We start from the raw sequence: 22,589 nt of genomic DNA, 5'->3' as shown, positions 1-22,589 counted from the left end.
GGCGAAGATCTGAAGAAGCGCCCCGGACTCCTTCAACGAATCGGCGATCTCGCTCTGGCGCCGGCGACGCTCCTCGCTCTCGGAGTCTGGCTTGGTCATCGTGGTCTCCTATCGGGTAGAGGTCCGGACCGCTTACACGATACGATCGGACATCCCCGTCATCCCGGCCAGGTCGGCGTGACGCATCAGCCGCTCGACCCGCTCACGACCAACCCGAATCCCCAGACCCAACCTGAGGTCGGTCCACACTCGAGGCGACCCGTAGGTGCCCCGGGATCGATCCTGGATCTCGATGATCAGCACGCTCAAGGCGGCATCGGCGATCGTTCGAGCCGCGGGATCACACGGCCGTGCCCGCCTGTCATGGAACCCGCTGGTGGACACCTCCGGCCGCTCGGCCATGAACCGGCTCGGAAAGTCGGCCTTGTTCGCGTCCATCAACCGATTGATCACTTCGGCAGGGCATTCTCCGAGGCTAAGAAGGTTGCGGCCCGAGAGAGTAGATCACGCTCCATCTTGGGCACCGGGTTCTCCTTGCGGAGCCGGGCCAGTTTCTCCGCTCCGGGGTCGACAGACCCCCCGCTTCCCCTCGTCGACATCGGCGTGGACAAGCCAGATACCAAGACACGACTCCGAGATCCCGATGTCTTGGGCAGCCAGGGCGATCGGCCTCGAGCCCTCCCGGGCCAGTTCCACCGCCCGCTGGCGGAACTCAGGTGGATGAGGTGCAGGCACGACTTCTCCTCTCTCGGGGCCCACAGGCCAAGTGTTCGGAGAAGCGGGGGGGAAGCCCGCCGGGGTTTCGGGGTGAGCCAGAGCCGGGTGGCTCGGTCGATGGCAAGAAGCGGCCCGGTGTGGGTGCTTTTCCGCAAGAAGTGGCGGTGGCGGCGTCCCGACATCGCCACGGCTGCTGCCTTGTTGGTTCAGAACCTCACCGCCGACGGGCCCGACCAACGGCGCGTGGCGTGCCTGGCCCAGTTTCCTGCCGGCGAGGATCCGCTGCATGTCGCTGGAACCTAGGATCTGAGTCGTCGGGACATCCTGGGATTGTCCATGGTGACCGTGCTGGCGTCGAGCTTGTCGTCGACGTGTTGCACATGGCCGTGGCCCGCGCCACCGCCGTTCCCGAGGGGCAGGTGCATCACTCCGCCCGAGGTTCCCCTGGGTCGTGCAACCGAAGCGCTCTCAGGGCACTCGCAGTTCCCTGATCGGGTCTCGATGAGCAGCGATCATCGCTGGCGGTGCGGCAGCAATGATCGTGGCCAGCATGGCGAGTGTGGCCACCGCCGTTGCGAATCCGGCGTTCGGGGGCTCACCGGTGAGCCTCCAAACGATGCCGCCACCAATGAGCGACCCCAGGGCCGCACCAAGACTCCCAGTGATTGTCGCCTGAAGCGTCACCAGGGCGATGATCGTTGCCCTTTCTGCCCCCAGAGCTCGGCGGCGTCCGAAGTCCTTACGCCTTGCCGTCACCGACCCGTAGGTTGTGAGCGTTACCAACACGATTCCCGCTCCGAGCACCATCAGCACGAGGTTGCGACCGAACGAGCCGAGTTCACCCTCCACCGTAGCCCGGACCGCCGCGAGGTTGCTCGACGTTTCGACTGACACCTGGGTCGGGTCGTTGGCCCCGAGGACCATGAGGACTCCTTGCGTCACCGACGTGACGTCTTCTGGCCGCTCCACCGATACGAAGATGGTACGTACCCATGGCAGCTCGTCGTGCGGGTCCGGGGCTGCCAGACCGGACTGCTCGAGGAAGGCCAATGGCTCAGAGGGGTGGAACGATCCGACGACCGCGAGGTGGTCATCGTTGCCGGTGACGACACCTCCGGCCGGGACCAGCAGTCCGAGGGTTGCTTGGGCTTCTGGCCCGATGACGACCGTTCCAATGTCGCGGGTCCATGGGGACATCTCGACCACCGGTGGTATGTCGCCGTAGAGGAAGCGGATGGGGATCGGCGTTCCGCCGGGCACTCCGACTGGTCGAGCATCGAAGGCGGTACCCAGCCCGATCACCCACTCCACGTGGGCGAGGCGCTCGATACGCCCGACCGCCGAAGGAGGGATTCCGGCTCCGCCTTGAACGTCGGTGACCACGATCGATCGAGTCCCGGCCTCATCGATGCGGGCGATCACCTGGCGTTCTGCCGCCTCGGTCTGTCCCGTCGTGGAGAGGATGACCGCGCACACACTTCCGACGACGAGCATCGTCACGACGGAGGACACCGGTTGGCTTCGGGCCACCCGTGCCGACTCCAGAGCGTACCTGATGACCCTCAAAGCGTCAGCACTCGATCGCACGCGACCACGACTGTCGGGTCGTGTGAGACCATGACGACGGTGGCGCCGTCACCATGGGAGAGCGATCTCAACGCTGCCAGCACCACCGCAGCGGTGTCCGTGTCCAGGTTGCCGGTCGGCTCATCTGCCAGGATGATGCGTGGTTCTGGGAGCAGCGCTCGGCACAAGGCGACGCGCTGAGCCTGGCCCGCCGACACCTCGCCCGGCCTGTGCTCGGCGCGCAACCCGACATCGAACTTCTCCAAGAGCTCGTGGGCACGCCGGATCGCCCGCCTTCTTCCCATTCCCGAGTAGAGGGATCCTTCGACGATGTTGTCGACGACCGTTCTGGTTGGATCAAGGGCGGCGTCCTGGAACACGAAGCCGATTCGCCGCGCTCGGATCTGCGATCTGACGCCGTCAGATGCTGCGCCGACGTCCTCGCCGTCAACGACGATCCTTCCGCTCCAGGGAGACAGCAGAAGGCCGAGGATGTACAGCAATGTCGACTTGCCCGACCCCGATTGACCGGTCACCCCGGAGATCAGACCCGGAGGAATGCACCAAGAGAGATGCTCGAGGATGGGCTGTGTCCGCCGGTACCCGAACGACAGATCCTCGACTTCGATCATCAGCCCCCCACCGGGACAATCGGCAGAGCGATCACCGTCCCCTGGTCGAGGCCTTCGACGATTGCGATCCCTTTCGCGGCCACCACGACGGTGATGTCGATCCGGGTCCCATCCGAGGTGATGACATAGGTTTGATTGCCGGCATCGGAGTGTATGGCCGCCACGGGCACCGCCGGGCCCACGGTATGTGGAATCACGACGATCTCGACGTCAAAGTCGGTCGGTGCTCCCAGGTCGACCCAACGAGTGCAATTCCCGCCGCACACTGGACCGCCGTCCTCCGCCGTGAGCAGGAGATTGACGAGGTTGGTGCCCGAATCCTCAACCGCTTGCTCGATCCTCCCGCTCCACTCACCGTCCGCGTAGCTCACGCGGACCTGAGCGGTGAGGGGGACGAGCCTCAGTTGCTCTTGGGCGAGCGGCACGCGGAACTCGGGAGCGTCCGGGACCAGTGAGAGGAAGGGTTCACCGCCGGCCAACGGCGTGCCTGGAACGAAGTTGGGGTCCAGGGTGAGATGGGCGGGTAGCGTCGGGACGAATACCACATCGCCCAGACCCACGATCCCGTCGGCACGGACGCCGAGCATCCGCTGCCACTCCATCACCGCGGCACGGGTTGACGTTCCAAAGACGCCGTCGGACTCCTGTGTGAAGAGTCCGAGGTCGGCAAGGAAGGTCTGCAGCTGCGCGACATCGGCACCCCGTGCGTTGAGGGACATGCTACGGAAGGCCGGGACCTTGCCCTCCGCCACGACGATGGGTCGTAGGTCGACAGTGCAGATGATCTGCCCTGGCGTTGCGACACCACCCGAGTGGAATTCGACCGTGGTCACGACCCCCTGCTTGGCATTGCGCGCCGTCGGAATGAGTCGCCACTCGGCGACGGCGGTGAATCGCAATGATCGTTCCAGTTCACCTTGGGCGACTGTATATGTGATGGGCTCGGGAGTGTCGTCCAGCGGATCGGAAGGGGGCAGGAACACGATCCGACCGGCCCAGAACCCGGCGGCCGCGGCAACGCCGGAGAGTGCGATCGCGCCGAGAGCGCGCTTGGTCGCTGCGCTGCGAGCGCGTCCAGGTTCAGTCATCTGCGAACCCCCATCGGATCGCCAGTCGCCGGGCGCCGTCAATACGATCGACCCCGATCTTGGCGTAGAGCTGAGCGAGCATGCGATGCATCGTCCGGGGGGCACATGCCTCGGCGGTCGCCACGTCTGCAACAGTGTCGCCGCGGGCCAGCCTGACGAGCACTCGGGTGTCGCGGTCGGACAGGAGTCCTGATGGAGGTTGATGTACCCGATCCACGACCCACCTGAGGATGCCGACGGGGAGCAAAAACATACCCCTGAGCGAGTGGCTCAGTACGTCCAGAATGCCTTCGGGAGTATCGGCGTATGGGGCTATACCGGCGACACCCTTAGCCATCACCTCCACCCAATGGCTCGGGTCGTCCTCCCTTGTGATCGCAACCACCGGCTTCGGATCAAACCGGGCGACGAGCGTGGCGAGGCCGTTGTCCCCGGCTGAGTCCAGTGCAAGGGCAGCGAGGAAGCGATCAACACTTCCAAGCGCGGCTTGCCCAGTGGTCACGACACAGAATCGATCTTGAGCGGCGTATTCGAGGCCAGCAGTGAACGCTGGCTCCAGCCCCAATACGGCCACCAGGGGGCGCCTCGCCACCATCGCCGGAACCGTAGCATGCCTGGCAAAGTCTGGCGCACGTGAAACCATCCCGTTCCCGACCTCACTCCTCCACGTAGCGGGGGTAGGTCGACTTCGCCGCCTCGGCGGCGGCGAGATCCACCTCGATGGTGGCGTAGGGGTTGTCCCCGTCGGTGGTGGCCAGGACATCACCCTCGGGGTCGATCACCCAGCCCGTGCCTGCCCAGCGCATTGCGTCCTCGCCCGTTCCGGACCGGTTGGAGGAGGCGCAGAACGCTCCGGCCATGATCGCCGCCGCCCGGCCACCCACCAGCCAGCGGCCGCGGCTCGACCACGGGGTCGCCCGCGGCGACACCACGACGTCGACGCCCTGCCGGGCGTAGCTCCGGGCATGGTCGGTGAACCAGATCTCGGTGCACACCATGGCCCCCAGCCTCCCCGCCGGCGTGTCGACGGCGACGAACTCGGACGGCCCCCGTTCGTACCAGGAGGCCTCCCAGAAGCCGTCCTCGTCGGGCAGATGGCGCTTGTGATGGAGGAACAGATAGCCGGTCGGCGTCCAGGCGAAGGCCTCGTTGCGCGGCCCATCGCCGATCATCGCCGGTCGTGTGGCGACGACCGTCGCCGCACCCAGGTCGGCGAGGCGGGGTAGCCATTCCTCGTGTGCCGCGACGGCGGCGAACCATCGGTGGGCATCGACGACGCTGCTGGCCGCCAGCCAGGCGTAGAACGGCATCTCGGGCAGCACCACCAGGTCGGGCCGGTGGGCGGCGGTGTGCTCGACCAGCCCATCCCATGCCGGGTCGAGGCGCGCCGGATCGGCGGGAAGCTCGCAGACGGTGATCCTCATGGGCCGACGGTACCGCAGCGGCGACCGCCGCTCAGATCGCTTCGAGGGCCTGCTTCACGTCGGCCACGAGGTCGTCGGGATGCTCCACCCCGATCGACATCCGGATCAGCGACTCGGTGATCCCCTTGGCGTCGTTGGCCTCCTTGCCCGCCTCGCAGTGGGTCATGGTGGCCGGATGCTCGGCGAGGGAGTCCACCGAGCCCAGGCTCACCGCCAGCTTGAAGAGGCGAAGGCCATCGAGGAAGCGGTACGCCTCCGGCTTCCCGCCGGCGACCTCGAAGGAGATCATCCCCCCGGGCCCGAGGCACTGCTTTCGGTACAGGTCGTGGCCGGGGTCGCCGGACTCGAGGTGACCCAGGTAGTTGACCGACTCCACCTTCGCATGCCCCCTGAGGAAGTCGGCCACCTTCTGGGCGTTGTCGGCCTGCCGTTCCATGCGCAGATGCAGCGTGGCCAGGCTGCGCATCAGGAGCCAGGAGACGAACGGCGTGAGCATGTTGCCGGTGAAGGTGCGCATCACACGGATCGGATCGAGGAGCGCCTTCGCCCCGACGGCGGCGCCGGCGATCAGGTCGCCGTGGCCACCCAGATACTTGGTGGCCGAGTAGAGCACGATGTCGGCTCCGTGCTCCAGGGGGCGTTGGAAGACAGGCCCCAGGAAGGTGTTGTCCACCGCCACCGGCACCCTCCGTGCCGGCGTCGAGAATCGGGCGGCGACCTCGGCGCACATCCCCAGGTCGATCAGGGCGTTGGTGGGGTTGGCTGGGGTCTCGGCATACACCATGCCCAGCGGCCTGCCCGTGGCCTCGACCATTGCGATCACGTCGCCGGCCTTGGCGTCGGGGTCGAAGCGCACCGACTCGATCCCGAACTGGGGCAGCACGGTCTCGATGAAGTGGTGGGTGCCGCCGTAGATGGGGGAGGAGGCGGCGATCACGTCGCCGGGTCGCAGGTGTGCCCATAGCGTGGTGGTGATCGCCGCCATGCCGCTCACGAACAGGGCTGCGGTCTCGGCGCGATCCCACAGCGCCAGGCGATCCTCGGCGATCTCGAGGTCCGGGTTGTTGATTCGCGAGTAGATGAGGTCCGGGTGCTCGTCGGGGAGAGGGGCGGCGAGGCCGTAGGCCACGGCGAAGCAGCGTTCTCCCACGGCGGCCGAGGGGAACACGAAGGTCGAGTTCTGGAAGATGGGAGGGGCCGCCGCCCCCTCCGACCACTCGGGTCGGTACCCGTAGGTCATCATCAGGCTCTCCGGATGCAGGCCGGAGGCGTCGATGTCGCTCCACTTCGCCATGGGTGTCCTCCTAGGGTGGCGTGGCGCGACTGCTGCCTGGCGCCAGGTTATCGGGAGCGGTGGCTCCGGGGAGGGCCGAAGGTCCTACCGGGGATGTCGCCACAGCCCCCAGGAGTCGGGGGCACCGGCCATGAGGGGCCCCTCGGCCACCACCTCGAAGTCGTGGCCGAGGAAGAAGCCGACGGCACTCGGCGTGTTGACCTCGGTGTAGGCCCCTAGCCGACGGGCATCGCATCCGGCGAGGCCCGCGGCGAGCAGTCGGGTGCCGCTGCCCTCACCGCCGAGTCCTGGCTCGACCCCGAGGAGCACGAGGTGCCGATGGGGGCGGGTTGGTTGACGCTCCCGAGCGGAGTGTGACCAGAGGAGGCGGACCAAGGGGTCGCCGCCTCGCCCGGGAAACAGACCCCCCCAGGTCGTGCCCGGAGGCCGCCTGCCGGTGGTCGGAGACCACACGGCGGCGCCGAGAAGGCGAACCGGATCAGCGGCGACCGTCACCGATCCACCCCGGGCGAACCACCTCACCAGCGGATTGAACAGCCGTGGCAGAGTGGATGCAGCCCGGCGCTCCAGGAGCCAGAGGAACACCGGGTCTGCGGCGTAGGCCCTCGCCAGCAGATCGGCGATCTTTTCTGCCTCTGCTGGACGTGCCGGTCTGAGCGCTGGCGCCGTGATCACTGAGCCGAAACTATCGGGGCCGCTTGACCTCAGGGTGACGGCGAGGTGATGTCATCGTGTAGACCTGGTCGGGTGACCGAGAGGTCACCGACGGCGAGGCCGATCGCCGTCAGGTCATCGGGAACGGTCCCGCGCAGGATCAGCCCGGCGGCGAAGCGGGCCATGGCGGGCGAGGTCTTGATCCCGAAACCCCCCTGTCCCGCCAGCCAGTAGAAGCCGGGGAGCAAAGGGTCCCACCCGTTCACCGGCCGGTGGTCCGCCACGAACGAGCGCAGCCCGGCCCAGGCGTGAGCGACGGACCGGATCCGCAGCGTGGTGACCGACTCGATTCGCTCGATGCCGAGCGCAACATCGAGCTCCTCGTGTCTGACGTCGTGGGGCTCCATCGGCGTCTGGTCGCATGGCGAGGCGAGGAGCTGCGACCGGCCCTCCGGGCGGAAATAGAACTGCTCGTGGTGCACGTCGATGACCATGGGCCAACCGGAGGTGGACGCTCCTTCGGGTGCCGGGAAGGTGAACGCCGTGCGCCGCATCGGGGTCAGCCCGATCGGATCGGCCCCGGCGAGGGCACCCACGCGATCTGCCCAGGCGCCGGCGGCATCGACCACGACGTCGGCCTCGAAGACGCCCGACGGGGTGGAGGCGAGCCAGGCCTCGCCTCTCCTCTCGAGTCCGACCACCGGTGAGCCGGTGTGGACGCGTCCACCACGCCGGCGGATGCCGCCGAGGAACCCGGCGTGCAGGGCGTGCACGTCGAGGTCGGCGCCGTTCGGCTCGAGCACCCCTCCGATGACGGTATCGGGCCGCAGGATCGGACACGCCTTCACGCACCCGGTGGCGTCCAGCCGCTCGATCGAGGGCACCAGTGCCTTGAACTCCACGAAGGCGGCATCGAGGGCGGTGGTGTCCTCGGGTCCACCCACGAAGAGGAGGGGCCGCGGCGTGGCGAGAGGGGCGTCGGTGAATCCGTCTGGCGGATCCTGGAGGAACCTTCGGCTCCCGATGGCGAGGCGGCGAACCACCTCGTCGCCATAGCACTCGGTGAAGATCGCAGCCGAACGCCCGGTGGAGTGGTGACCGCAGGTGACCTCCTGCTCGAGGACGGTCACCGTGGCTTCGGCCGCCAGCTCGTAGGCGACCGAAGCACCGGCGATGCCGCCACCGACGACGACGACCCTCTTCATGGGCCCAGCGTAGGGCTGGGCTCCTGCGGCTCGGTGCCTTGGCTTCCGGCTACGGGCAGGTGGCCTGGAGCGTCCCGGGGTAGGAGGCGAAGTCATCGGACAGGCTGTCCAGGAACTCCGCCTGGGCGCTGACATTCTTGCCGTCGATCGCCACGAAGGAGCCTTGTTCGGCATCGAACGCAGACAGGCTCACCGAAGGGTTCTCGAAGTCGGAGATGTCGTCGATGCTCACGCTGTCGCCGAATCCGTCGACAGAGACATACAACTGGAGCCCGTCCTTGATGGCGGAGAGCACGAACACAGCGTCCTCCTGCCCGATCTGCTCAGGACCGAAAGCGCACAGGACCGAGTCGAAGGTCCAGGTGTTGTCGCCGACGGTGAGCGTGGCGCCGCCGCCACCGACCGCCGCCTGCTGGTCCTCGAGATCCTCGACCATGTCCTCGATCGAGTCTTCGAGGGATTCGTCTGTCGATGCGGCCGCCGTGGAGGCGGTGGTTGCCGCGGTGCTTGGTGCGGCGTCGTCACCGCATGCTGCCACGATCAGCGCGAGAACGGCGATGGCGGCGAAACCAGTGTGTCGAGATCTCATGTCATCTCCTGGTGCGTTCGGGAGGGCGAGACCCTAATTGGATGCGGGCACTCGCCAAAGTTCGGTCCCTGGGACCGTCATCGAACCGGGCTTCGAGTCACCCCTCTGAGCACGCCCTTGACGGTGAGGACGAGGAAGAAGCCGACCACCGGGACCAGTGCCATCGTGGCCGAGCCGGAAGTGTCGGCGTGATATGAGATGAACAGCCCGAGTGCGGCCGAGGCGACGCCGATCGCCATCGACACCGCCATCATCGTCGGGACCCTGCGTACCAGAAGGGCGGCAGTGGCGGGAGGGCCCACCAGCAGCCCGAACACGAGCAGGGTACCCACGGTGCGGAAGGCGCCGACGATCGCCAGGGTGGTGAGCCCCAGCAGCACGGCGTGCGACAGGCCGGGGCGGAGCCCGAGCAGAGCCGCTTTCTGCTCGTTGAACGCAAGGACCAGGAAGCGCCGATAGAACAGCAGCGACACGGCGAGCGCCACGGCGGCGATCACAGCCAGCCAGACGATGTCGCCAACGGTGACCCCAAGGGCGTTGCCGAACAAGATCGAGTTGAGGGCGACGCTGTACGAAGCGGTTCGAGAGACGAGGATGACGCCGAGGGCGAGCATTCCCACGAACAGCAGCCCGATACCGGTGTCCTCGGAGAAGGGAGTCTGGCGGTGCACCAGGCGGATCCCACCGATCATGACCAGGGCGGCAGCGGCGGCTCCCAGGGCTGGGTCGAACCCGAAGAGGACAGCCAGGGCGATTCCCGGGACGACGCCGTGGACCAGGGCGTCTGCGAGGAAGCTCATCCCGCGCACCACCACCCAGATCCCCACCGTGGAGGTGGCCACGGCCGCCAGGGCGGCGCCGAGCAGGGCGCGTTGCTGGAAGGCGTGGGAGAACGGTTCGGTCAGCCAGTCCACGGGCCCCTCCCGGGTGTCGGCGGGATCATGACAGGGCCCCGGCGATCCGGCGGGCGTTCTCCACGAGCATTCCGATGAGCGTGTCGGCTTCGGTGCCCGCCGGCCCCAGGGAACCGGAGTACAGGTCGACCACCGCGACCTCCGTGCCCACCTCGGCGACGATCGCATCGACCACGTTCTGGGGTGCGGTGGTCTCGGAGAAGACCGCCGGCACTCCGGCCTCGGTGATGAGGGCGGCCAGGGCGGCCAGATCCCGTGAGGAGGGCTCGCCGGTGGTCGAGCCGCCAGGGATCACCGTTCCCAGGATCTCGAACCCGTAGCGGGCTGCGAAGTAGCCGAGTGAGTCGTGGTTGGTGACCAGCAGCCGTCTCTCGTCGGGGACCACCGCCAGGATCTCCGTGATCTGTCGGTCGGCATCGAGCAGTTCTTGCGCATACGCCTCGGCCGGTGTCGTCCAGTCCTCGCCGGGAGCGGCTTCTTCGAGGGCTGCGGCCAGCAGGCGAGCGCCTTCGGCCATTCGGAGTGGATCCATCCATACATGGGGATCCAGGTCACCGTGATCGCTGCCGTTCTCGGCTTCCTCGCCGTGATCGGCGAACGGGATCGGATTCAGGGCCGCGGCCAGCCAGAGGACGGTCACGCCATCTCCGGCGGTGGACTCGATGGCGTCTTCGAGTCCCTCCTCGAGGCCGAGGCCGTTGGCCACCACCAGCTCGGCGTCGGCGAGCAGGGCCACCTGGCCCGACGAGGGCTGAAAGTCGTGAGGGTCGGCATCGATCGGCATCAGGACCTCCACTCGCGCCGATTCGCCGACCACCTGGCGTGCCAGATCGCCCAGGATCGTCGTGGTGGCGACCACCAACGGGCGATCGTCGGAGGTTTCGGTCTCGTCGCCGCATGCCGCCACGACCAGCGAGAGTGTCAGGGCCATGACGACCGCACTGCGGCTTCCCAACGGGTTGACGATATTGAGAATCATTCTTACCATCGCCGTGGACGATATCAGGAGCGATCGACGATGCCAACCGACTCTCGGGTGGAAGAACGGCTCAGGGAGCGCGGCGTTCGGTTCACGCCGTCGCGGCGGGCGGTGGTCGGCGCCCTCCTCGCCGCCGACGGGCCCAAGTCTGCTGCCGAGGTACATGATCTGCTCGGTGCTGCCATCCCCCTCTCCTCGCTTTACCGGTCGCTCGCCGTCCTCGAGGACGCCGGGGTCCTCACCCCCCATCACGGGGCACGCGGCGTCACCCGTTACGAACCGGCGGAGTGGCTCTCGGGGCATCATCACCACCTGGTGTGCGTCACCTGCGGTGCGGTGGAGGACGTGGCGGTACCCGCGGTGGAGGAGCAGGACCTGGAGTCGATTGTCGTCGAGATCGCCGATCGGGCGGGCTTTTCCGCGGCGAACCATGTCCTGGAGATCGAGGGCAGGTGTGCCCGATGCGCCTGAGCCCTGTGGTCACCGGCGTCGGGGTGTCGTTTCGTTACGGGAACAGCCTGGCCCTGGATGCCTCCGACTTCGTGATCCCGGAGGGAGTGGTCTCGACGCTCATCGGTCCCAACGGATCGGGCAAGTCGACCTTGCTTCATGCCATCGCCGGGCTGCTGTCTCCGGCGACCGGCTCTCTGCAGGTAGCCGGAGAGCCGAAGATCTCCTACGTGCTGCAGTCCACCAAGGTCAACGAGTCGCTCCCGGTGACCGTCGGCGAGGTGGTGACGATGGGCCGCTACGCAACCGTCGGCGCATATCGGCGGCTCAAGGCGCACGATCGCCGGCTCGTCATGGCGGCGATGGAGAGGATGGGCGTGTCCGACCTTGCCGGCCGTCACCTCCACGAGCTCTCGGGAGGGCAGCGGCAGCGGGTGTTCGTCGCCCAGGGGATAGCGCAGGAGCACGACGTCCTGCTGCTCGATGAGCCGCTCACCGGGCTCGACCTGGCCTCGGCGCGAGCGATCGACGATGTGATCCATCAGGAGCAGGCGGCTGGCCGGACCGTCGTGATCACCACCCACGATCTCAACGAGGCGGCGGCCTCCGACTGGGTGTTGCTGCTGTCCGGGCGGGTGGTGGCGGCCGGTCCACCCGAAGAGGTGTTGACCCTGGAGCACCTCTCCGAAGCCTACGGCCAGTCGTTCCTCCATCTCACCGACGGGGGTTTCTTCATCGAGGACCCGGCCCACCGTCCCGTGCCGGGCCGGCACCAGCACCTGGAGCGTGAGTCGGGCGGCTGAGAGGTGAGAGGAGACGTCGTGTTCCGATTCCCGCAGGTAGAAGCACGGCCATGCAGGGAAGCGTCTTGTCACCCCCCTTTTCGGGGGAGGGAACGCGACACACGCCTCGTCGTGCTGGTGCCCCCTCCGGCCCTTCGGGCCACCCCCCTTCGGGGGAGGAAAAGCCGCCGTCGGCCCTGCGGGGCTCCGCATTCATGAGAGGACTCGGTGCCTCGGCCAACAGCGATCTTCCCAGTCATCGGCTACACGTGAGAACGCCCGGCGCGATAGACGCCATCCGAATACCCTGAGATCGTGACCACACCCCCACCACCCCCGATCGATCCGCCTGGCGAGGTCGATCCGTCAGCCCAAGGCTCGTCGGTTCCACCACCGCCCCCGCCCGGCGTTCCGCCCCATGAAGAAGTGGCCGATTCGTCGTCGAGCAACCTGACCACGACCTGGATCCCTTTGCTCGCCGGAGTCGCTCTCACACTCCTGGTGACGCTCATCGTTCTCCTTCTCCGTGGTGATGGTGCCGAGCAGTCGGCAACCACCACCGAGGAGACGACGGTCACCACGGTCGTCACGACGACACTGCCGCCGACGACGACCACGGAACCTCCGCCGCCGTGTTCCGATTTGCCGTCGGGGAAGGTGATCTTCGACGGGTTCGAAGGGTCGACCTGCCTGGTGGCGTTGCCGGGTGCCGGGACGCTGAGCCTCGGTGATTCCTTTTCCATCATCACGGTGACCGAGGGAACGGAGACCGACCCGGCGACCTTCATGGCGCTGTACCCGACGGCGGTCGACGACACGGTGACGATCGAGGCGTCCGTCAGGTGGCAGGCACCACCCGGCGATTGGACCTTCGGCGGGATCGCCCTGTTCGCCGATGATCCTTCCGACGCCGTCGTCGATCACTTCTTCGGCGTCGGCATCCGGCCCTTCGCCGGAGAGCTGGTCCTCTGGGAAAGGGTGGGCATAGAAGAAGATGGAGCCAGTGAGGCTCTGCCGCCCGAAAGCGCATTCCTCGCCGGCCAGTGGACGACGATCAAGGTGGTGACCAGCGGGGGCATGGTGTCGATCTACGTGAACGGCGCCCTGGCGCAGCAGTTCGATCCGCCCATCGAGTTCACCTCCGGGCACGTCGGCGTGGTGCTGGTCGGATGGCCCGGCCAGTCGATGGAGGTCGACGGGTTCAGCGTCACCGACGACTGACCTTGTCGTCGCCGGGTGGCGGCCTCAGTCTTCGCCGGGCGACTCCCACATCGCCCTGAACTCGGCACTGGAGGCGAGGAGTTCTTCGAGGGTGCCCACGGCGGCGACGCGGCCCCCGGCCATCACCACTATCTGATCGGCCCGCTGCAGCGCCGGCCGGCGATGCGAGACCACCAGGCAGGTGACCCCCAACCGGTCGCGGAACAGGCCCTCCCAGAGGATGCGCTCGGTCTCGACGTCAAGGGCGCTGGATACGTCGTCGAACACCAGCAGGTCGGGACGGCGCACGAACATGCGCGCCGCTGCCGAGCGCTGAATCTGGCCACCGGAGAGGCGCACTCCCATGGGTCCCACCATCGTGTCCAGGCCGGCGGGCATGGCGGCGACGTCGGGTGCCATCACCGCCGAGTTCACAGCCTCTTCGACCTGACGCACCGAGTCGTCGCGACCCATCAGGAGGTTGTCGATGAGGGCAAGCGAGAACAGGCGGGGCACCTGCGGCGTGTACGCCGAGCGAGGCGGGACGAAGAAGCCGGCGGGGTCCTCCACGACCTCGCCGTTCCAGGAGACGGTTCCCGAATCGGCCTCGACCAGGCCGAGTATGGCCCGCAGGAGCGTGGTCTTGCCGGCGCCCACACGGCCCGTGATGACCGTGAAGGACCCGGCCGGAACGCCGAAACCCACGTCGGTGATGCCCTCGTTGGTGCCCGGATACCGGAAGGTGAGGTCGCTCACCTCGAGGTGCTCGAGCGGCGCCAGGTGTGGCGGCACCACCTCCGGGTCGAAGAGCGGTCCCCGCAGCTGCAGATCGACATGCTCCACCAGGGCCATCGGATCGACCTCGTCGCCCATCAGCGCCAGCATCCGGGCGAAGGAGACGGATGCCTGCTGGTAGCGGGCGATGAAGAGGCCGAGGAAGAACACGGCGTCGGTGACGAACCCGAGGAAGTAGACGAACAGGGCGAACTCGCCCACCGTGAACTCCCCCGAACGCATCGTTCCGGAGGCCAGGATGAGGATGATCCCGGTCCCGATGCTGATGGTGTTCCAGAACAGCGACTCCAGCATCGAGGTGAGCACCTTGTCCTTGACCGTGGCGTCGCGCCGGATGTCGTTGAGGCGAGCGACGTGCTCGGTGATGGAAGCCTCGGCCCCGGCCACCTTGATCGCCTGAACCGCCCCGAAGGTCTCCCCGAGGGCCTCGGTGACCCGGCCCGTCGCCTCACGCGCCGCCTCCCGGTACCGCTTGATCCTGGGCCGGGCGATGGCTGCCACGTAGACGATGCCCACGGTGGGGCCGAACACGGCGAGGGTGAGGCCGGCATCGATCGACACCAGCATCCACAGGGCGACGACGGAGAACAGCCCCAGGCCGAGCATGTCGACCGACCAGCCGAACGACTCCACGTTCTCGTCGACGTCGTCGCGGAACCGGCTGATGGCGTCGCCGGGGGACTCCTTCATCGACTGGGCCCCGGGGAGATCGAAGATCCGCTTCAGCATGTTGCGCCGGAGCAGGGTGGCGATGCGGAACCCGAGGTTCGCCCAGGTCCACACGCCGACAATGACCATGGAGATCCTTCCCGCCCCGTAGGCCAGCACCAACGCCACCAGGAACGCCACCGACGGGCCATTGGCCGTGTCGATACCCAGGGAGTCGAAGAAGTTGCGGGTGATCATCGCCGGGATCACCGGCATCACCCACATGGCGGCCCAGGCGGCGATGTTGGCCACATAGCGCGCCTTCTGGAAGGTGATCAGGCGCCAGCCGAGACGGGCGGTGGGGACGGCGCGGGGCTCGATGGGTCCGGTCATGCCAGCAGCTCCTCGATCCCGGTTCGCAGCAGCGATGCGAACCGGCTGTTCGGGTCGGCCGCCAGGGCCTCTCGAGGGCCGTGCTCGGCGACGCGCCCACCCTCGAGGATGAGGATGTCGTCGGCCCGTTCCACGGTGGCCAGCCGGTGGGCGATGATGATCCCGGTTCTGCGCGATAGCAGGCGGGCCACACCCCTCTCGATGAGCATCTCCGTGGCTGGGTCGAGACGCGAAGACGCCTCGTCGAGGATGACCAGGCCCGGGTCGCGAAGGAAGATCCGGGTGAAGGCGAGCAGCTGTGCCTGGCCGGCCGAGATCCCTCCCGAACCCGACTCCAGCATGGTGTCCAGGCCCTCGGGAAGTCCCGCCACCCAGTCCCCGATCCCGAGGTCGAACAGCACCTCCCACAGACGGGTGTCCTCGATGGTGCCGTCGAAGAAGGTCAGGTTCTGACGGACGGTCGCCCGGAAGAGCTGCACCTCCTGGGTGACCATGCCGATCCGGGCGCGCCGGCTGTCACGGTGGACCCGGCGAAGGTCGACGCCTCCGAGCAGGATCTCGCCGGCGACGGGGTCGTAGAGGCGGGTGAGCAGCCGGGCCAGTGTGGACTTCCCCGAGCCGGTGCGGCCGAGGACCCCGAGCACCCGTCCCGGCGCCAGCCTCAGGTTCACCCCGTCGAGGACGATCTCGCCGTCGGACGCCTCGTCGCGATAGCGGAAGGTCACCGACCGAAGATCCGCTGCAAGGGGACCGTCGGGAAGCGATGCCGTCCCGTTCTCCTCGAGCTGTGGCGTGGCGGCGAAGATCTCCTCGACCCGGGCGATGCCGGCCCCCGCCTTCTGCAGGTCCTGCATCTGGGTGCGGATCTGGTCGATGGGATGACGGATCATCTCCGTGTAGTGGAAGACCAGGTAGACGGTTCCCACGGTGAGGGCACCCTCGCCGAGCAGCCTGGCACCGAGACCGAACACCATCGCCAGACCGAACACGTAGACCGTGATCGACGACCCCCACAGGAGCCCGAACCCGAGCTCACCCCTCACCTCGAGCGGGCGCCACTCCCTGTGGAAGGAGGTGAACCGGTGCATCATGTAGGGAACCGCCCCGTTGGCACGGATGTCCTCGGTGCCTCCCAGCTGCTCGCCGAGGAACCCGAAGAACTCGGCCCGCTTCGCTCGAACCGCCTGCCACCAGGGCACGGCGAGCGCCTGGATGCGGATCATGAAGACCATCGCCGCGGTGGCGAACAGGCCCATCCCCATGCCCAGCCACGGATGCTCCCGCCACATCAGGGCGACGACTGCCGCCACCAGGACCAGGTTGCCGATCACGTGCACCACGAACGCCGAAAAGAAGTTGGAGAGCGTGGTGACGTCGCCGTCGACGCGTTCGATCAGCTCGCCCGGGCTGCGGGTCTTGTGGAAGGAGAGGTCGAGGTCGAGGAGGTGGGCGGTCAGGTCGGTGCGCATCGTGTTGGTGGCGGACCAGCCGACCTGCTGGGCGAAGTAGGTGGCGGCGACACTGAGCAGTTGATGGCCCACCGCCAGTAGGACGAACCAGATGGCAGGCGCCAGCAGTTCCGATGTGGGGGCGCCCTCCAGGGCCCCATCGATGAAGGCCCGGATCAGCTGAGGATTGATCACCTGGAAGGCGATGCCGGTCAGGAGAAGGGCGGCCATGACCGCCGCCCGGGCTCGCAGCGGGCGGAGGTACCTTCGTAAGAGGCGCCAGTAGGCGCGCACCGGGATCATCGATCTCCTCAAGCGGGAGGTGGCGCGGGCGCGCCACCAGGGGGGGTGGGTAGCTGCTCGCCGCCGGCGGGCCGCACGAATTCAGGCGACGCTCCGGGTCAGCGGACCTGGGTCGGGTTCCTGAACATCGTGGGCCTCCTTCGTCCTCCCATCGAGGACGGATCGACTCTCGCAGGAACTCGGGCAGCCGTCAACAGGCCACGGCGGGCGTCGGGGCACCCGGTATCCTCGCCCGGTGGAATCCCTCACCACCCTGATAGACGAGGAGCAGATCGCCGCACGAGTCGCCGAGCTCGCCGGTGAGATCGACCGGGACTACGCGGGTTCGGACGAGCTGGTTCTGATCGGCGTCCTCAAGGGGTCGTTCCTATTCCTGGCCGACCTGTCGCGAAGGATTCGGACGCCGCATCGGGTCGAGTTCATCTCGGTGTCGTCATACGGTGATCGCGAGAGCGAGGACCCGGGCGCGGTGCGCCTCATCCTCGACGTGCGTCACGACATCGGGGGGAAGCACGTGCTGGTGATCGAGGACATCGTGGACACTGCCCACACCCTCTCCTACCTGCTGCGTCTCCTGCGGGCCCGCCTTCCGGCGTCGCTCAAGACCTGCACCCTGCTGCGCAAGCCCGACCGCGCAGAGGTGGATGTGCCCATCGACTACCTGGGGTTCGACATCCCCGACGTATGGGTAGTCGGGTACGGGCTCGACTTCGCCGAGCGGCACCGCACGCTGCCCCGGATCTGCGTGTTGGAGCACACCGAAGACTGAGCGCCGGACGGTCGACGCGTCCGGGCGAAGGCGTTCACAGCGGCGAGGTGTACGCCCCGGGATCCAGGTCGGCGTCGTCCTGTGCCTTCTTCACCAGGTCCATGAAGCGCGATGCCCCCAGGATCTGCCGGTCGAGGAGCGCCCCGAGGTGCCCCACGGTGTAGGCGGTGGCCCCTTCGAGGTGGGCGTCGACGTCGGCGGCGTCCGCCGTGTACAGCAGGCGCGTCCAGTACGAGTTGACCACGACCGTTAGGAACGACTGCACGACCGAGTTCCGCTCAAGCGTGGCCATGGGGCGCATGTAGAGCACGAGGGCAAAGAGGATCACCGCCATGGCGGCGACGGCTGCCACGGTGCCGGCGTACGCCCAGTCGTACCCGGCTGCAGGAGGGTTGGAGGCGAGGCGGACGGCGGCGATCATCGCCCCCAGCGAGATCAGGAACACGACCAGGAACAGCCACTTCATCGTGGCGAAGGCGAACCGTTGGCCGCGGGCCGCCCTGAGGAACTCGCGCTGGTTGGCCGCCAGAATCGCCCTCGCGATCGGCTCCACACCGGCTTGACCTGAACCATCGGCGTGCTCCACTCGGGGCATCGACCTCCCTCTACTGGCAGGAAATGTAGCCGGGCGAACTTCCGAGTGGTTCAGCCCGCCGCCGCTCGGATCCGTTCAGCAGTCTCGGCGAGGCGCCCGGCGGCGGCTTCGTCGACGGGCGGCAGCGGAACGTCGGCGAGGGACTCGGAGGGAATGAGGTGCACATGGGCATGGGGGATCTCGTAGCCGAGCACCATGACGACCACCCGCCTGCAGCCGGTGACGGCCTTGAGGGCGGTCGCCACGTTCCCGCAGGCCCGCCACAGGGCGAGGTAGTCCTCCTCGGGAAGGTCGAACAGATAGTCCACCTGCCGCCTCGGCACGACCAGCGTGTGCCCCTCGCGCCGCGGATTGATGTCGAGGAAGGCGAAGGTGTACTCGTCCTCGTACACGGCGTGGGACGGGATCTCGCCCTCGATGATCCTGGTGAACAGTGAGGCCATGGCTCCAGCCTACGCGGCGACGCATCAACCGAAGAGCAGACCGATGTCCTCCTTCTCGGCGCGGTCGAGGGCGGCGACGGCTGCGGCGACGTCCTGGGGGGCGATCCCGACCGACTTGAAGAAGGTCACCTGATCGGCCGAGGTGCGGCCCCGGACCCGGCCGGCGAGCAGATCAGCGACCGTGCCGTCGGGTTGGCGATCGGCTCGGAGCAGGTCACCGGCTTCGGAGGCGGCGGCGTCGAAGTCGTCGACGAACACGCGAGCTGCCATCACCACGGCGGGCGGGATCTCGCACATCTCCGGCGTGAACGCCCCGACGGCGTTGAGATGGGTGCCTGGCCTCAGCGCCTCGGGGTCGAACAGGGGAGAAGTGGACGGAGTGGCGGTGGTGACCACATCGGCCTCGGCCACCGCCTGCGATGGATCGGCGATCGGCGTGGCGTCGAGACGACGGGCGAGCGCTTCGGCGTGCTCCAGGACCCGGCTCCACACCAAGACCTCGTCGATGGGCCGGACCTCGCGTACGGCCACCACCTGGTCGTAGGCCATCGCTCCTGCTCCGAGCATCGCCATCGTCCTGGCGTCGGGTCGGGCGAGGAGCCGGGTCGCCAGGCCGGCTCCGGCTGCGGTGCGGATGGCGGTCAGCGTCGGCCCGTCGACCAGGCCCCGGCAGGCTCCGTCGCCTCCGAACACGGCGACGATCCCTAGCGGCCGGCCCGGGACGGTCGAGACGACCTTGACCCCGGTGTCCGATCCGACCCTCCCCGGCATGAACAGCGATGGCCCGAGGCGGGTGCGGATCGGAGACTGCCGGTCGTCTCCGAACGCCCGCTCCATGGCGGAAATGGCCGCACTCATCGTGAGCGCCCGGCGGGTGGCTGTGGCGTCGAGGTATCGCATCTTCGCAAGCTACCCGCGATCGGGGCGGGGCCGTCGGGCATGGCATCATCTCCCCGTGCTTGCAGCAGCGTTCACCCGCGAGATCGACGTGATGCGGTCGGCCGTGCGTTCGGCTGCTCGACTCTGCCTCGCCGTCGAGGCGGACGGACCGGCCGGGTACTCCAAGGATGCAGGTGAGCCGGTGACGGTGGCCGACTTCGGCGCTCAGGCGGTGCTGCTCGGAGTGCTCGCCACGGAGTATCCGCGTGACACGGTGATCGCAGAGGAGGATTCGCGGCAGGTGACGCGGCACGGGGTCGAAGGCGAGGTGGCGGCTGCGGTGTCGGGCGTCCTCGGCCGCGGGGTCTCTGACGACGAGGTGCTCGCCTGGATCGATCATCGCGGGAGAGGCGGGTTGCGTACCTGGGCAGTCGATCCCCTGGACGGGACCCGCGGGTATCTGCGGGGCGACCAGTTCGCCGTCGCCGTCGGTCTGATCGTGGACGGGATGGCGGTGGCCGGCGTTCTCGGGTGCCCTCGCCTCGAACTGTCCGGGATGCAGGGTGTGATGGTGTGGGGCGGCCCGGGGATGGGGACCTATGTGGAGGCGCTCGCCGGCGGGAGCCCGAGGCGGATCGCCGTCTCCACGGTCGCCGACCCGGGGCGGGCGCGGATTCTCGGCAGCGTGGAGCCGTCTCACGGAGATCCCGAGTTCCTCCAAGGCCTGATCGACGGGGTGGGGCTGGGGGGCGGCTGGGTGCGGATCGACAGCGAGGCCAAGTACGCCGCAGTGGCGGCCGGCATCGCCGAGGTGTACGTCCGTCCCCGCAACAACCCGGAATGGCGGGAGCGGCTGTGGGACCACGCAGCGGGCATCGCCGTGCTCACCGGAGCTGGCGGAACGGTCACCGATCTGGACGGGGCACCCCTCGACCTGACCACCGGAGCGATGCTCACCCGGAATCGCGGACTGCTGGCGACCAACGGTGCGATGCATCAGGCGGTGCTGTCCGCAGTGGCGGAGAGCACCTGATCATGGCCGAGCTGCCGGAGCCGATCTCCGCCGTCGAGTTCCGGCGGTATCGGGGTGACGCCGACCTGGCCGGAATGCTCGCCGCCTACAACGCCTCCCATCAGGCGGACGGCATCCTCGTCCTGGAGACGCTCGAAGCCTTCACCAGCTCCTACAGGCACCTGGACAACTGTGACCCCGACACCGACCTGATCGTCGTGGAACTCGGTGGCGAGATCGTCGGCTACGCACGGGTCACCTGGTGGGTGGAGTCGGCCACCGGGGATCGCATCCTGCTGCATGCCGAGTTCCTTCGGCCGGAGGGAAGGGCACTCGGTGTCCTGGCTGCGCTCTGCGACTGGGGCGAGCACCGCCTCACCGAGGTCTCCGTCGAACGACCGCACGATCGGCCGCAGCACCTCACCGTCTACGTCGATGAAGGTGAGGCCGAACGGCTCGCCTTGCTCGAAGGCCGGGGGTATCGCCGTACCCAGACCTACGTCGAGATGACCCGCTCCTTGCACGAGCCGATCCCCGAGGCCCGGCTGCCTGCCGGACTGGAGATCGGACCGGTCGGTTCGATGCGCGCCGTCTGGGAGGCCGACGACAGGGCGTTCCGGGATCACGTCGGTCATTCCGACCCCACCGAGGAGTCGTATCGGCGCTGGCTCGAATGGCCGCTCGCCGACCCCGGGTTGTGGAAGGTGGCTTTCGACGGGGATGCCATCGCCGGCCAGGTCCTCAATTACGTCAACGAGGAGGAGAACGCCCTCTTCGGCAGGCGTCGCGGCTACACGGAGAGCATCTCGGTGCAGCGCGAGTGGCGCGGCCGCGGTGTCGCCCGAGCGCTGATCGTGGAGAGCATGCAGATGTTCGCCGACATGGGCATGGACGAGGTCTCCCTCGGTGTGCACACCGACAACCCGACCGGTGCCTTCGGCCTGTACACCGGGCTTGGATACGAGATCATCTCCACCGCCTACGAGATGCGCCGTCCACTGGACCAGGTGGTCACCGACTGAGCCCTGCAGGATCTTCGACCGCTGATGGGTAGATTCCCCTGACGCCTCACATGGATTTCGACCTGCGATGGCCGACATCGTCTTCACAACCGAGCAGAACGAGACCTGGGCCGAGATGTACCGGCGCCAGGAACCACGGGTGCGGGAGCACGCCTGTTCGGAGTATCTCCAGGGGTTCGAACTGCTGGCCCTGCCGTCCGACTTCGTGCCGCCACTTCACCACCTCGACTCCAGGGTCTCCTCGGCAACCGGCTGGAGGGTGGTGCGTACCGGTGCCCGGACCGCCGACGCCGACGAGTGGTATCGCCACCTGGATCGCCGGGAGTTCCTCATGACCCACCACATCCGGTCTCGGGACGCACTCGGTCGAACCCTCGAGCCCGACATGTTCCACGACGCCTTCGGGCACCTGCCCTTCTTCATGCTTCCGCAGTACGTTCGCATCCAGGAGAGGTTCGCCTCCGCCTTTCTGTCGGCTGCCTCGGACGAGGAGAAGGAGAACGTGAAGCGGCTGGCGTGGTACTCGACCGAGTTCGGCATGAAGCGGGAGGAAGGCGGGCTCAAGGTGTTCGGCGCCGGACTGCTCCCGGGAGGCGACGAGTTCGACAACGCAGCCGCGGGAAGGATGAACTATCGCGACTTCACCATCGAGAACCTGATCGGTCAGGAAGATGTCACCCACGAGCAGCCTCGCGACCTGTTCGTGATCGAGTCGCTGGAGCAGCTGGAGTCCGAGCTCGCCCGCTACTTCGATCCGATCCTGGAGCGCTCCCGAAAGGTGTGATCGC

General features: G+C 67.7%; 25 protein-coding genes. 8 read left to right on the top strand and 17 right to left on the bottom strand.

Features of this window, described 5'->3' with window-relative positions:
- Positions 1 to 132 precede the first annotated feature (132 nt).
- Entirely contained in the window at positions 133 to 438 is a 306-nt protein-coding gene (locus tag QY307_05630; GenBank protein ID WKZ83722.1) for a transposase, read from the bottom strand.
- 396 nt (positions 439 to 834) lie between these two features.
- Here QY307_05630 and QY307_05625 point away from each other — a divergent pair, with 396 nt between their 5' ends.
- Positions 835 to 1,020 carry a hypothetical protein gene (locus QY307_05625; GenBank protein ID WKZ83721.1) on the top strand — a complete coding sequence of 62 codons (186 nt, stop codon included), beginning with the start codon at positions 835 to 837 and terminating at the stop codon, positions 1,018 to 1,020.
- Positions 1,021 to 1,185: 165 nt separating this feature from the next.
- On the opposite strand, the gene QY307_05620 is transcribed toward QY307_05625, so the two are convergent.
- The 11 genes from QY307_05620 to QY307_05570 all read right to left on the bottom strand — a co-directional run bounded on the left by QY307_05620 (position 1,186) and on the right by QY307_05570 (position 11,062).
- Entirely contained in the window at positions 1,186 to 2,229 is a 1,044-nt protein-coding gene (locus QY307_05620) for an ABC transporter permease (GenBank protein ID WKZ83720.1), read from the bottom strand.
- A gap of 50 nt (positions 2,230 to 2,279) precedes the next feature.
- Complete coding sequence (locus tag QY307_05615) at positions 2,280 to 2,915, bottom strand: ATP-binding cassette domain-containing protein (protein ID WKZ83719.1); 636 nt, start codon at positions 2,913 to 2,915, stop codon at positions 2,280 to 2,282.
- Complete coding sequence (locus tag QY307_05610; GenBank protein WKZ83718.1) at positions 2,915 to 4,003, bottom strand: peptidoglycan-binding domain-containing protein; 1,089 nt, start codon at positions 4,001 to 4,003, stop codon at positions 2,915 to 2,917. The genes QY307_05615 and QY307_05610 overlap by 1 nt, the downstream gene beginning before the upstream one ends.
- On the bottom strand, positions 3,996 to 4,598 hold the full coding sequence (locus QY307_05605) for a hypothetical protein (GenBank protein WKZ83717.1): 603 nt from the start codon (positions 4,596 to 4,598) through the stop codon (positions 3,996 to 3,998). The genes QY307_05610 and QY307_05605 overlap by 8 nt, the downstream gene beginning before the upstream one ends.
- A gap of 61 nt (positions 4,599 to 4,659) precedes the next feature.
- Positions 4,660 to 5,427, bottom strand: a complete 768-nt coding sequence (locus QY307_05600) for a carbon-nitrogen hydrolase family protein (protein WKZ83716.1) — start codon at positions 5,425 to 5,427, stop codon at positions 4,660 to 4,662.
- Between the two features lie 31 nt (positions 5,428 to 5,458).
- Entirely contained in the window at positions 5,459 to 6,721 is a 1,263-nt protein-coding gene (locus QY307_05595) for a PLP-dependent transferase (GenBank protein ID WKZ83715.1), read from the bottom strand.
- An 84-nt stretch (positions 6,722 to 6,805) separates the two neighbouring features.
- Positions 6,806 to 7,396, bottom strand: coding sequence for a hypothetical protein (locus QY307_05590; GenBank protein WKZ83714.1), 591 nt, complete (start codon positions 7,394 to 7,396; stop codon positions 6,806 to 6,808).
- 29 nt (positions 7,397 to 7,425) lie between these two features.
- Entirely contained in the window at positions 7,426 to 8,580 is a 1,155-nt protein-coding gene (locus QY307_05585) for an FAD-binding oxidoreductase (GenBank protein WKZ83713.1), read from the bottom strand.
- A gap of 49 nt (positions 8,581 to 8,629) precedes the next feature.
- Complete coding sequence (locus QY307_05580; GenBank protein WKZ83712.1) at positions 8,630 to 9,169, bottom strand: hypothetical protein; 540 nt, start codon at positions 9,167 to 9,169, stop codon at positions 8,630 to 8,632.
- Between the two features lie 77 nt (positions 9,170 to 9,246).
- Positions 9,247 to 10,083 (bottom strand): metal ABC transporter permease, encoded by an 837-nt coding sequence (locus QY307_05575; protein ID WKZ83711.1) that lies wholly within the window; start codon positions 10,081 to 10,083, stop codon positions 9,247 to 9,249.
- Positions 10,084 to 10,108: 25 nt separating this feature from the next.
- Positions 10,109 to 11,062, bottom strand: a complete 954-nt coding sequence (locus tag QY307_05570; GenBank protein WKZ83710.1) for a metal ABC transporter substrate-binding protein — start codon at positions 11,060 to 11,062, stop codon at positions 10,109 to 10,111.
- 39 nt (positions 11,063 to 11,101) lie between these two features.
- On the opposite strand from QY307_05570, the gene QY307_05565 reads away from it, so the two are divergent.
- From QY307_05565 to QY307_05555, 3 genes are all read left to right on the top strand, one after another.
- On the top strand, positions 11,102 to 11,533 hold the full coding sequence (locus tag QY307_05565) for a Fur family transcriptional regulator (protein WKZ83709.1): 432 nt from the start codon (positions 11,102 to 11,104) through the stop codon (positions 11,531 to 11,533).
- On the top strand, positions 11,524 to 12,315 hold the full coding sequence (gene aztA / locus QY307_05560; GenBank protein WKZ83708.1) for a zinc ABC transporter ATP-binding protein AztA: 792 nt from the start codon (positions 11,524 to 11,526) through the stop codon (positions 12,313 to 12,315). Before QY307_05565 ends, aztA begins: the two co-directional genes overlap by 10 nt.
- A 294-nt stretch (positions 12,316 to 12,609) precedes the next feature.
- A complete protein-coding gene (locus QY307_05555; protein ID WKZ83707.1) occupies positions 12,610 to 13,515 on the top strand; it encodes a hypothetical protein in 906 nt (301 codons plus the stop codon).
- 24 nt (positions 13,516 to 13,539) lie between these two features.
- Here QY307_05555 and QY307_05550 read toward each other — a convergent pair whose 3' ends face one another.
- Together QY307_05550 and QY307_05545 are read right to left on the bottom strand one after the other, a co-directional pair.
- Positions 13,540 to 15,330: an ABC transporter ATP-binding protein gene (locus QY307_05550; GenBank protein ID WKZ83706.1), complete on the bottom strand. Its 1,791-nt coding sequence runs from the start codon at positions 15,328 to 15,330 to the stop codon at positions 13,540 to 13,542.
- A complete protein-coding gene (locus QY307_05545; protein WKZ83705.1) occupies positions 15,327 to 17,081 on the bottom strand; it encodes an ABC transporter ATP-binding protein in 1,755 nt (584 codons plus the stop codon). Before QY307_05545 ends, QY307_05550 begins: the two co-directional genes overlap by 4 nt.
- Positions 17,082 to 17,316: 235 nt before the next feature.
- On the opposite strand from QY307_05545, the gene hpt reads away from it, so the two are divergent.
- Positions 17,317 to 17,850: a hypoxanthine phosphoribosyltransferase gene (hpt, locus tag QY307_05540; GenBank protein WKZ83704.1), complete on the top strand. Its 534-nt coding sequence runs from the start codon at positions 17,317 to 17,319 to the stop codon at positions 17,848 to 17,850.
- A gap of 34 nt (positions 17,851 to 17,884) precedes the next feature.
- Here the strand turns inward: hpt and QY307_05535 are convergent, their stop codons facing one another.
- From QY307_05535 to QY307_05525, 3 genes are read right to left on the bottom strand one after another with little or no spacing between them, the layout of a single operon-like run.
- On the bottom strand, positions 17,885 to 18,445 hold the full coding sequence (locus QY307_05535) for a hypothetical protein (GenBank protein WKZ83703.1): 561 nt from the start codon (positions 18,443 to 18,445) through the stop codon (positions 17,885 to 17,887).
- Between the two features lie 50 nt (positions 18,446 to 18,495).
- Positions 18,496 to 18,888: an HIT family protein gene (locus tag QY307_05530; protein ID WKZ83702.1), complete on the bottom strand. Its 393-nt coding sequence runs from the start codon at positions 18,886 to 18,888 to the stop codon at positions 18,496 to 18,498.
- Between the two features lie 24 nt (positions 18,889 to 18,912).
- Positions 18,913 to 19,788 (bottom strand): ornithine cyclodeaminase family protein, encoded by an 876-nt coding sequence (locus QY307_05525; protein WKZ83701.1) that lies wholly within the window; start codon positions 19,786 to 19,788, stop codon positions 18,913 to 18,915.
- Between the two features lie 55 nt (positions 19,789 to 19,843).
- Here QY307_05525 and QY307_05520 point away from each other — a divergent pair, with 55 nt between their 5' ends.
- The 3 genes from QY307_05520 (at position 19,844) to QY307_05510 (ending at position 22,585) form a co-directional block, all read left to right on the top strand.
- On the top strand, positions 19,844 to 20,800 hold the full coding sequence (locus QY307_05520) for an inositol monophosphatase family protein (protein ID WKZ83700.1): 957 nt from the start codon (positions 19,844 to 19,846) through the stop codon (positions 20,798 to 20,800).
- 2 nt (positions 20,801 to 20,802) lie between these two features.
- Positions 20,803 to 21,801, top strand: coding sequence for a GNAT family N-acetyltransferase (locus tag QY307_05515; GenBank protein WKZ83699.1), 999 nt, complete (start codon positions 20,803 to 20,805; stop codon positions 21,799 to 21,801).
- Positions 21,802 to 21,868: 67 nt separating this feature from the next.
- On the top strand, positions 21,869 to 22,585 hold the full coding sequence (locus tag QY307_05510; GenBank protein ID WKZ83698.1) for a hypothetical protein: 717 nt from the start codon (positions 21,869 to 21,871) through the stop codon (positions 22,583 to 22,585).
- The last annotated feature ends 4 nt before the right edge of the window (positions 22,586 to 22,589 follow it).

It is taken from the genome of Acidimicrobiia bacterium (assembly GCA_030584185.1).
GTDB lineage: Bacteria > Actinomycetota > Acidimicrobiia > Spongiisociales > UBA11373.
The sequence above is the reverse complement of the archived record's forward strand: the minus strand, read 5'-3'. Positions and strand labels throughout refer to the sequence as shown.

Bases quoted from the DNA above. Each gene is read 5' to 3' on its own strand.
- QY307_05550 (WKZ83706.1), bottom strand. From the start codon at position 15,330: ATGACCGGACCCATCGAGCCCCGCGCCGTCCCCACCGCCCGTCTCGGC.
- aztA (WKZ83708.1), top strand. From the start codon at position 11,524: ATGCGCCTGAGCCCTGTGGTCACCGGCGTCGGGGTGTCGTTTCGTTAC.
- QY307_05545 (WKZ83705.1), bottom strand. From the start codon at position 17,081: ATGATCCCGGTGCGCGCCTACTGGCGCCTCTTACGAAGGTACCTCCGC.
- QY307_05610 (WKZ83718.1), bottom strand. From the start codon at position 4,003: ATGACTGAACCTGGACGCGCTCGCAGCGCAGCGACCAAGCGCGCTCTC.
- QY307_05535 (WKZ83703.1), bottom strand. From the start codon at position 18,445: ATGCCCCGAGTGGAGCACGCCGATGGTTCAGGTCAAGCCGGTGTGGAG.
- QY307_05570 (WKZ83710.1), bottom strand. From the start codon at position 11,062: ATGATTCTCAATATCGTCAACCCGTTGGGAAGCCGCAGTGCGGTCGTC.
- QY307_05585 (WKZ83713.1), bottom strand. From the start codon at position 8,580: ATGAAGAGGGTCGTCGTCGTCGGTGGCGGCATCGCCGGTGCTTCGGTC.
- QY307_05525 (WKZ83701.1), bottom strand. From the start codon at position 19,788: ATGCGATACCTCGACGCCACAGCCACCCGCCGGGCGCTCACGATGAGT.
- QY307_05580 (WKZ83712.1), bottom strand. From the start codon at position 9,169: ATGAGATCTCGACACACTGGTTTCGCCGCCATCGCCGTTCTCGCGCTG.
- QY307_05630 (WKZ83722.1), bottom strand. From the start codon at position 438: ATGGACGCGAACAAGGCCGACTTTCCGAGCCGGTTCATGGCCGAGCGG.
- QY307_05595 (WKZ83715.1), bottom strand. From the start codon at position 6,721: ATGGCGAAGTGGAGCGACATCGACGCCTCCGGCCTGCATCCGGAGAGC.
- QY307_05510 (WKZ83698.1), top strand. From the start codon at position 21,869: ATGGCCGACATCGTCTTCACAACCGAGCAGAACGAGACCTGGGCCGAG.
- QY307_05530 (WKZ83702.1), bottom strand. From the start codon at position 18,888: ATGGCCTCACTGTTCACCAGGATCATCGAGGGCGAGATCCCGTCCCAC.
- QY307_05600 (WKZ83716.1), bottom strand. From the start codon at position 5,427: ATGAGGATCACCGTCTGCGAGCTTCCCGCCGATCCGGCGCGCCTCGAC.
- QY307_05565 (WKZ83709.1), top strand. From the start codon at position 11,102: ATGCCAACCGACTCTCGGGTGGAAGAACGGCTCAGGGAGCGCGGCGTT.
- QY307_05625 (WKZ83721.1), top strand. From the start codon at position 835: ATGGCAAGAAGCGGCCCGGTGTGGGTGCTTTTCCGCAAGAAGTGGCGG.
- QY307_05515 (WKZ83699.1), top strand. From the start codon at position 20,803: ATGGCCGAGCTGCCGGAGCCGATCTCCGCCGTCGAGTTCCGGCGGTAT.
- QY307_05615 (WKZ83719.1), bottom strand. From the start codon at position 2,915: ATGATCGAAGTCGAGGATCTGTCGTTCGGGTACCGGCGGACACAGCCC.
- QY307_05605 (WKZ83717.1), bottom strand. From the start codon at position 4,598: ATGGTGGCGAGGCGCCCCCTGGTGGCCGTATTGGGGCTGGAGCCAGCG.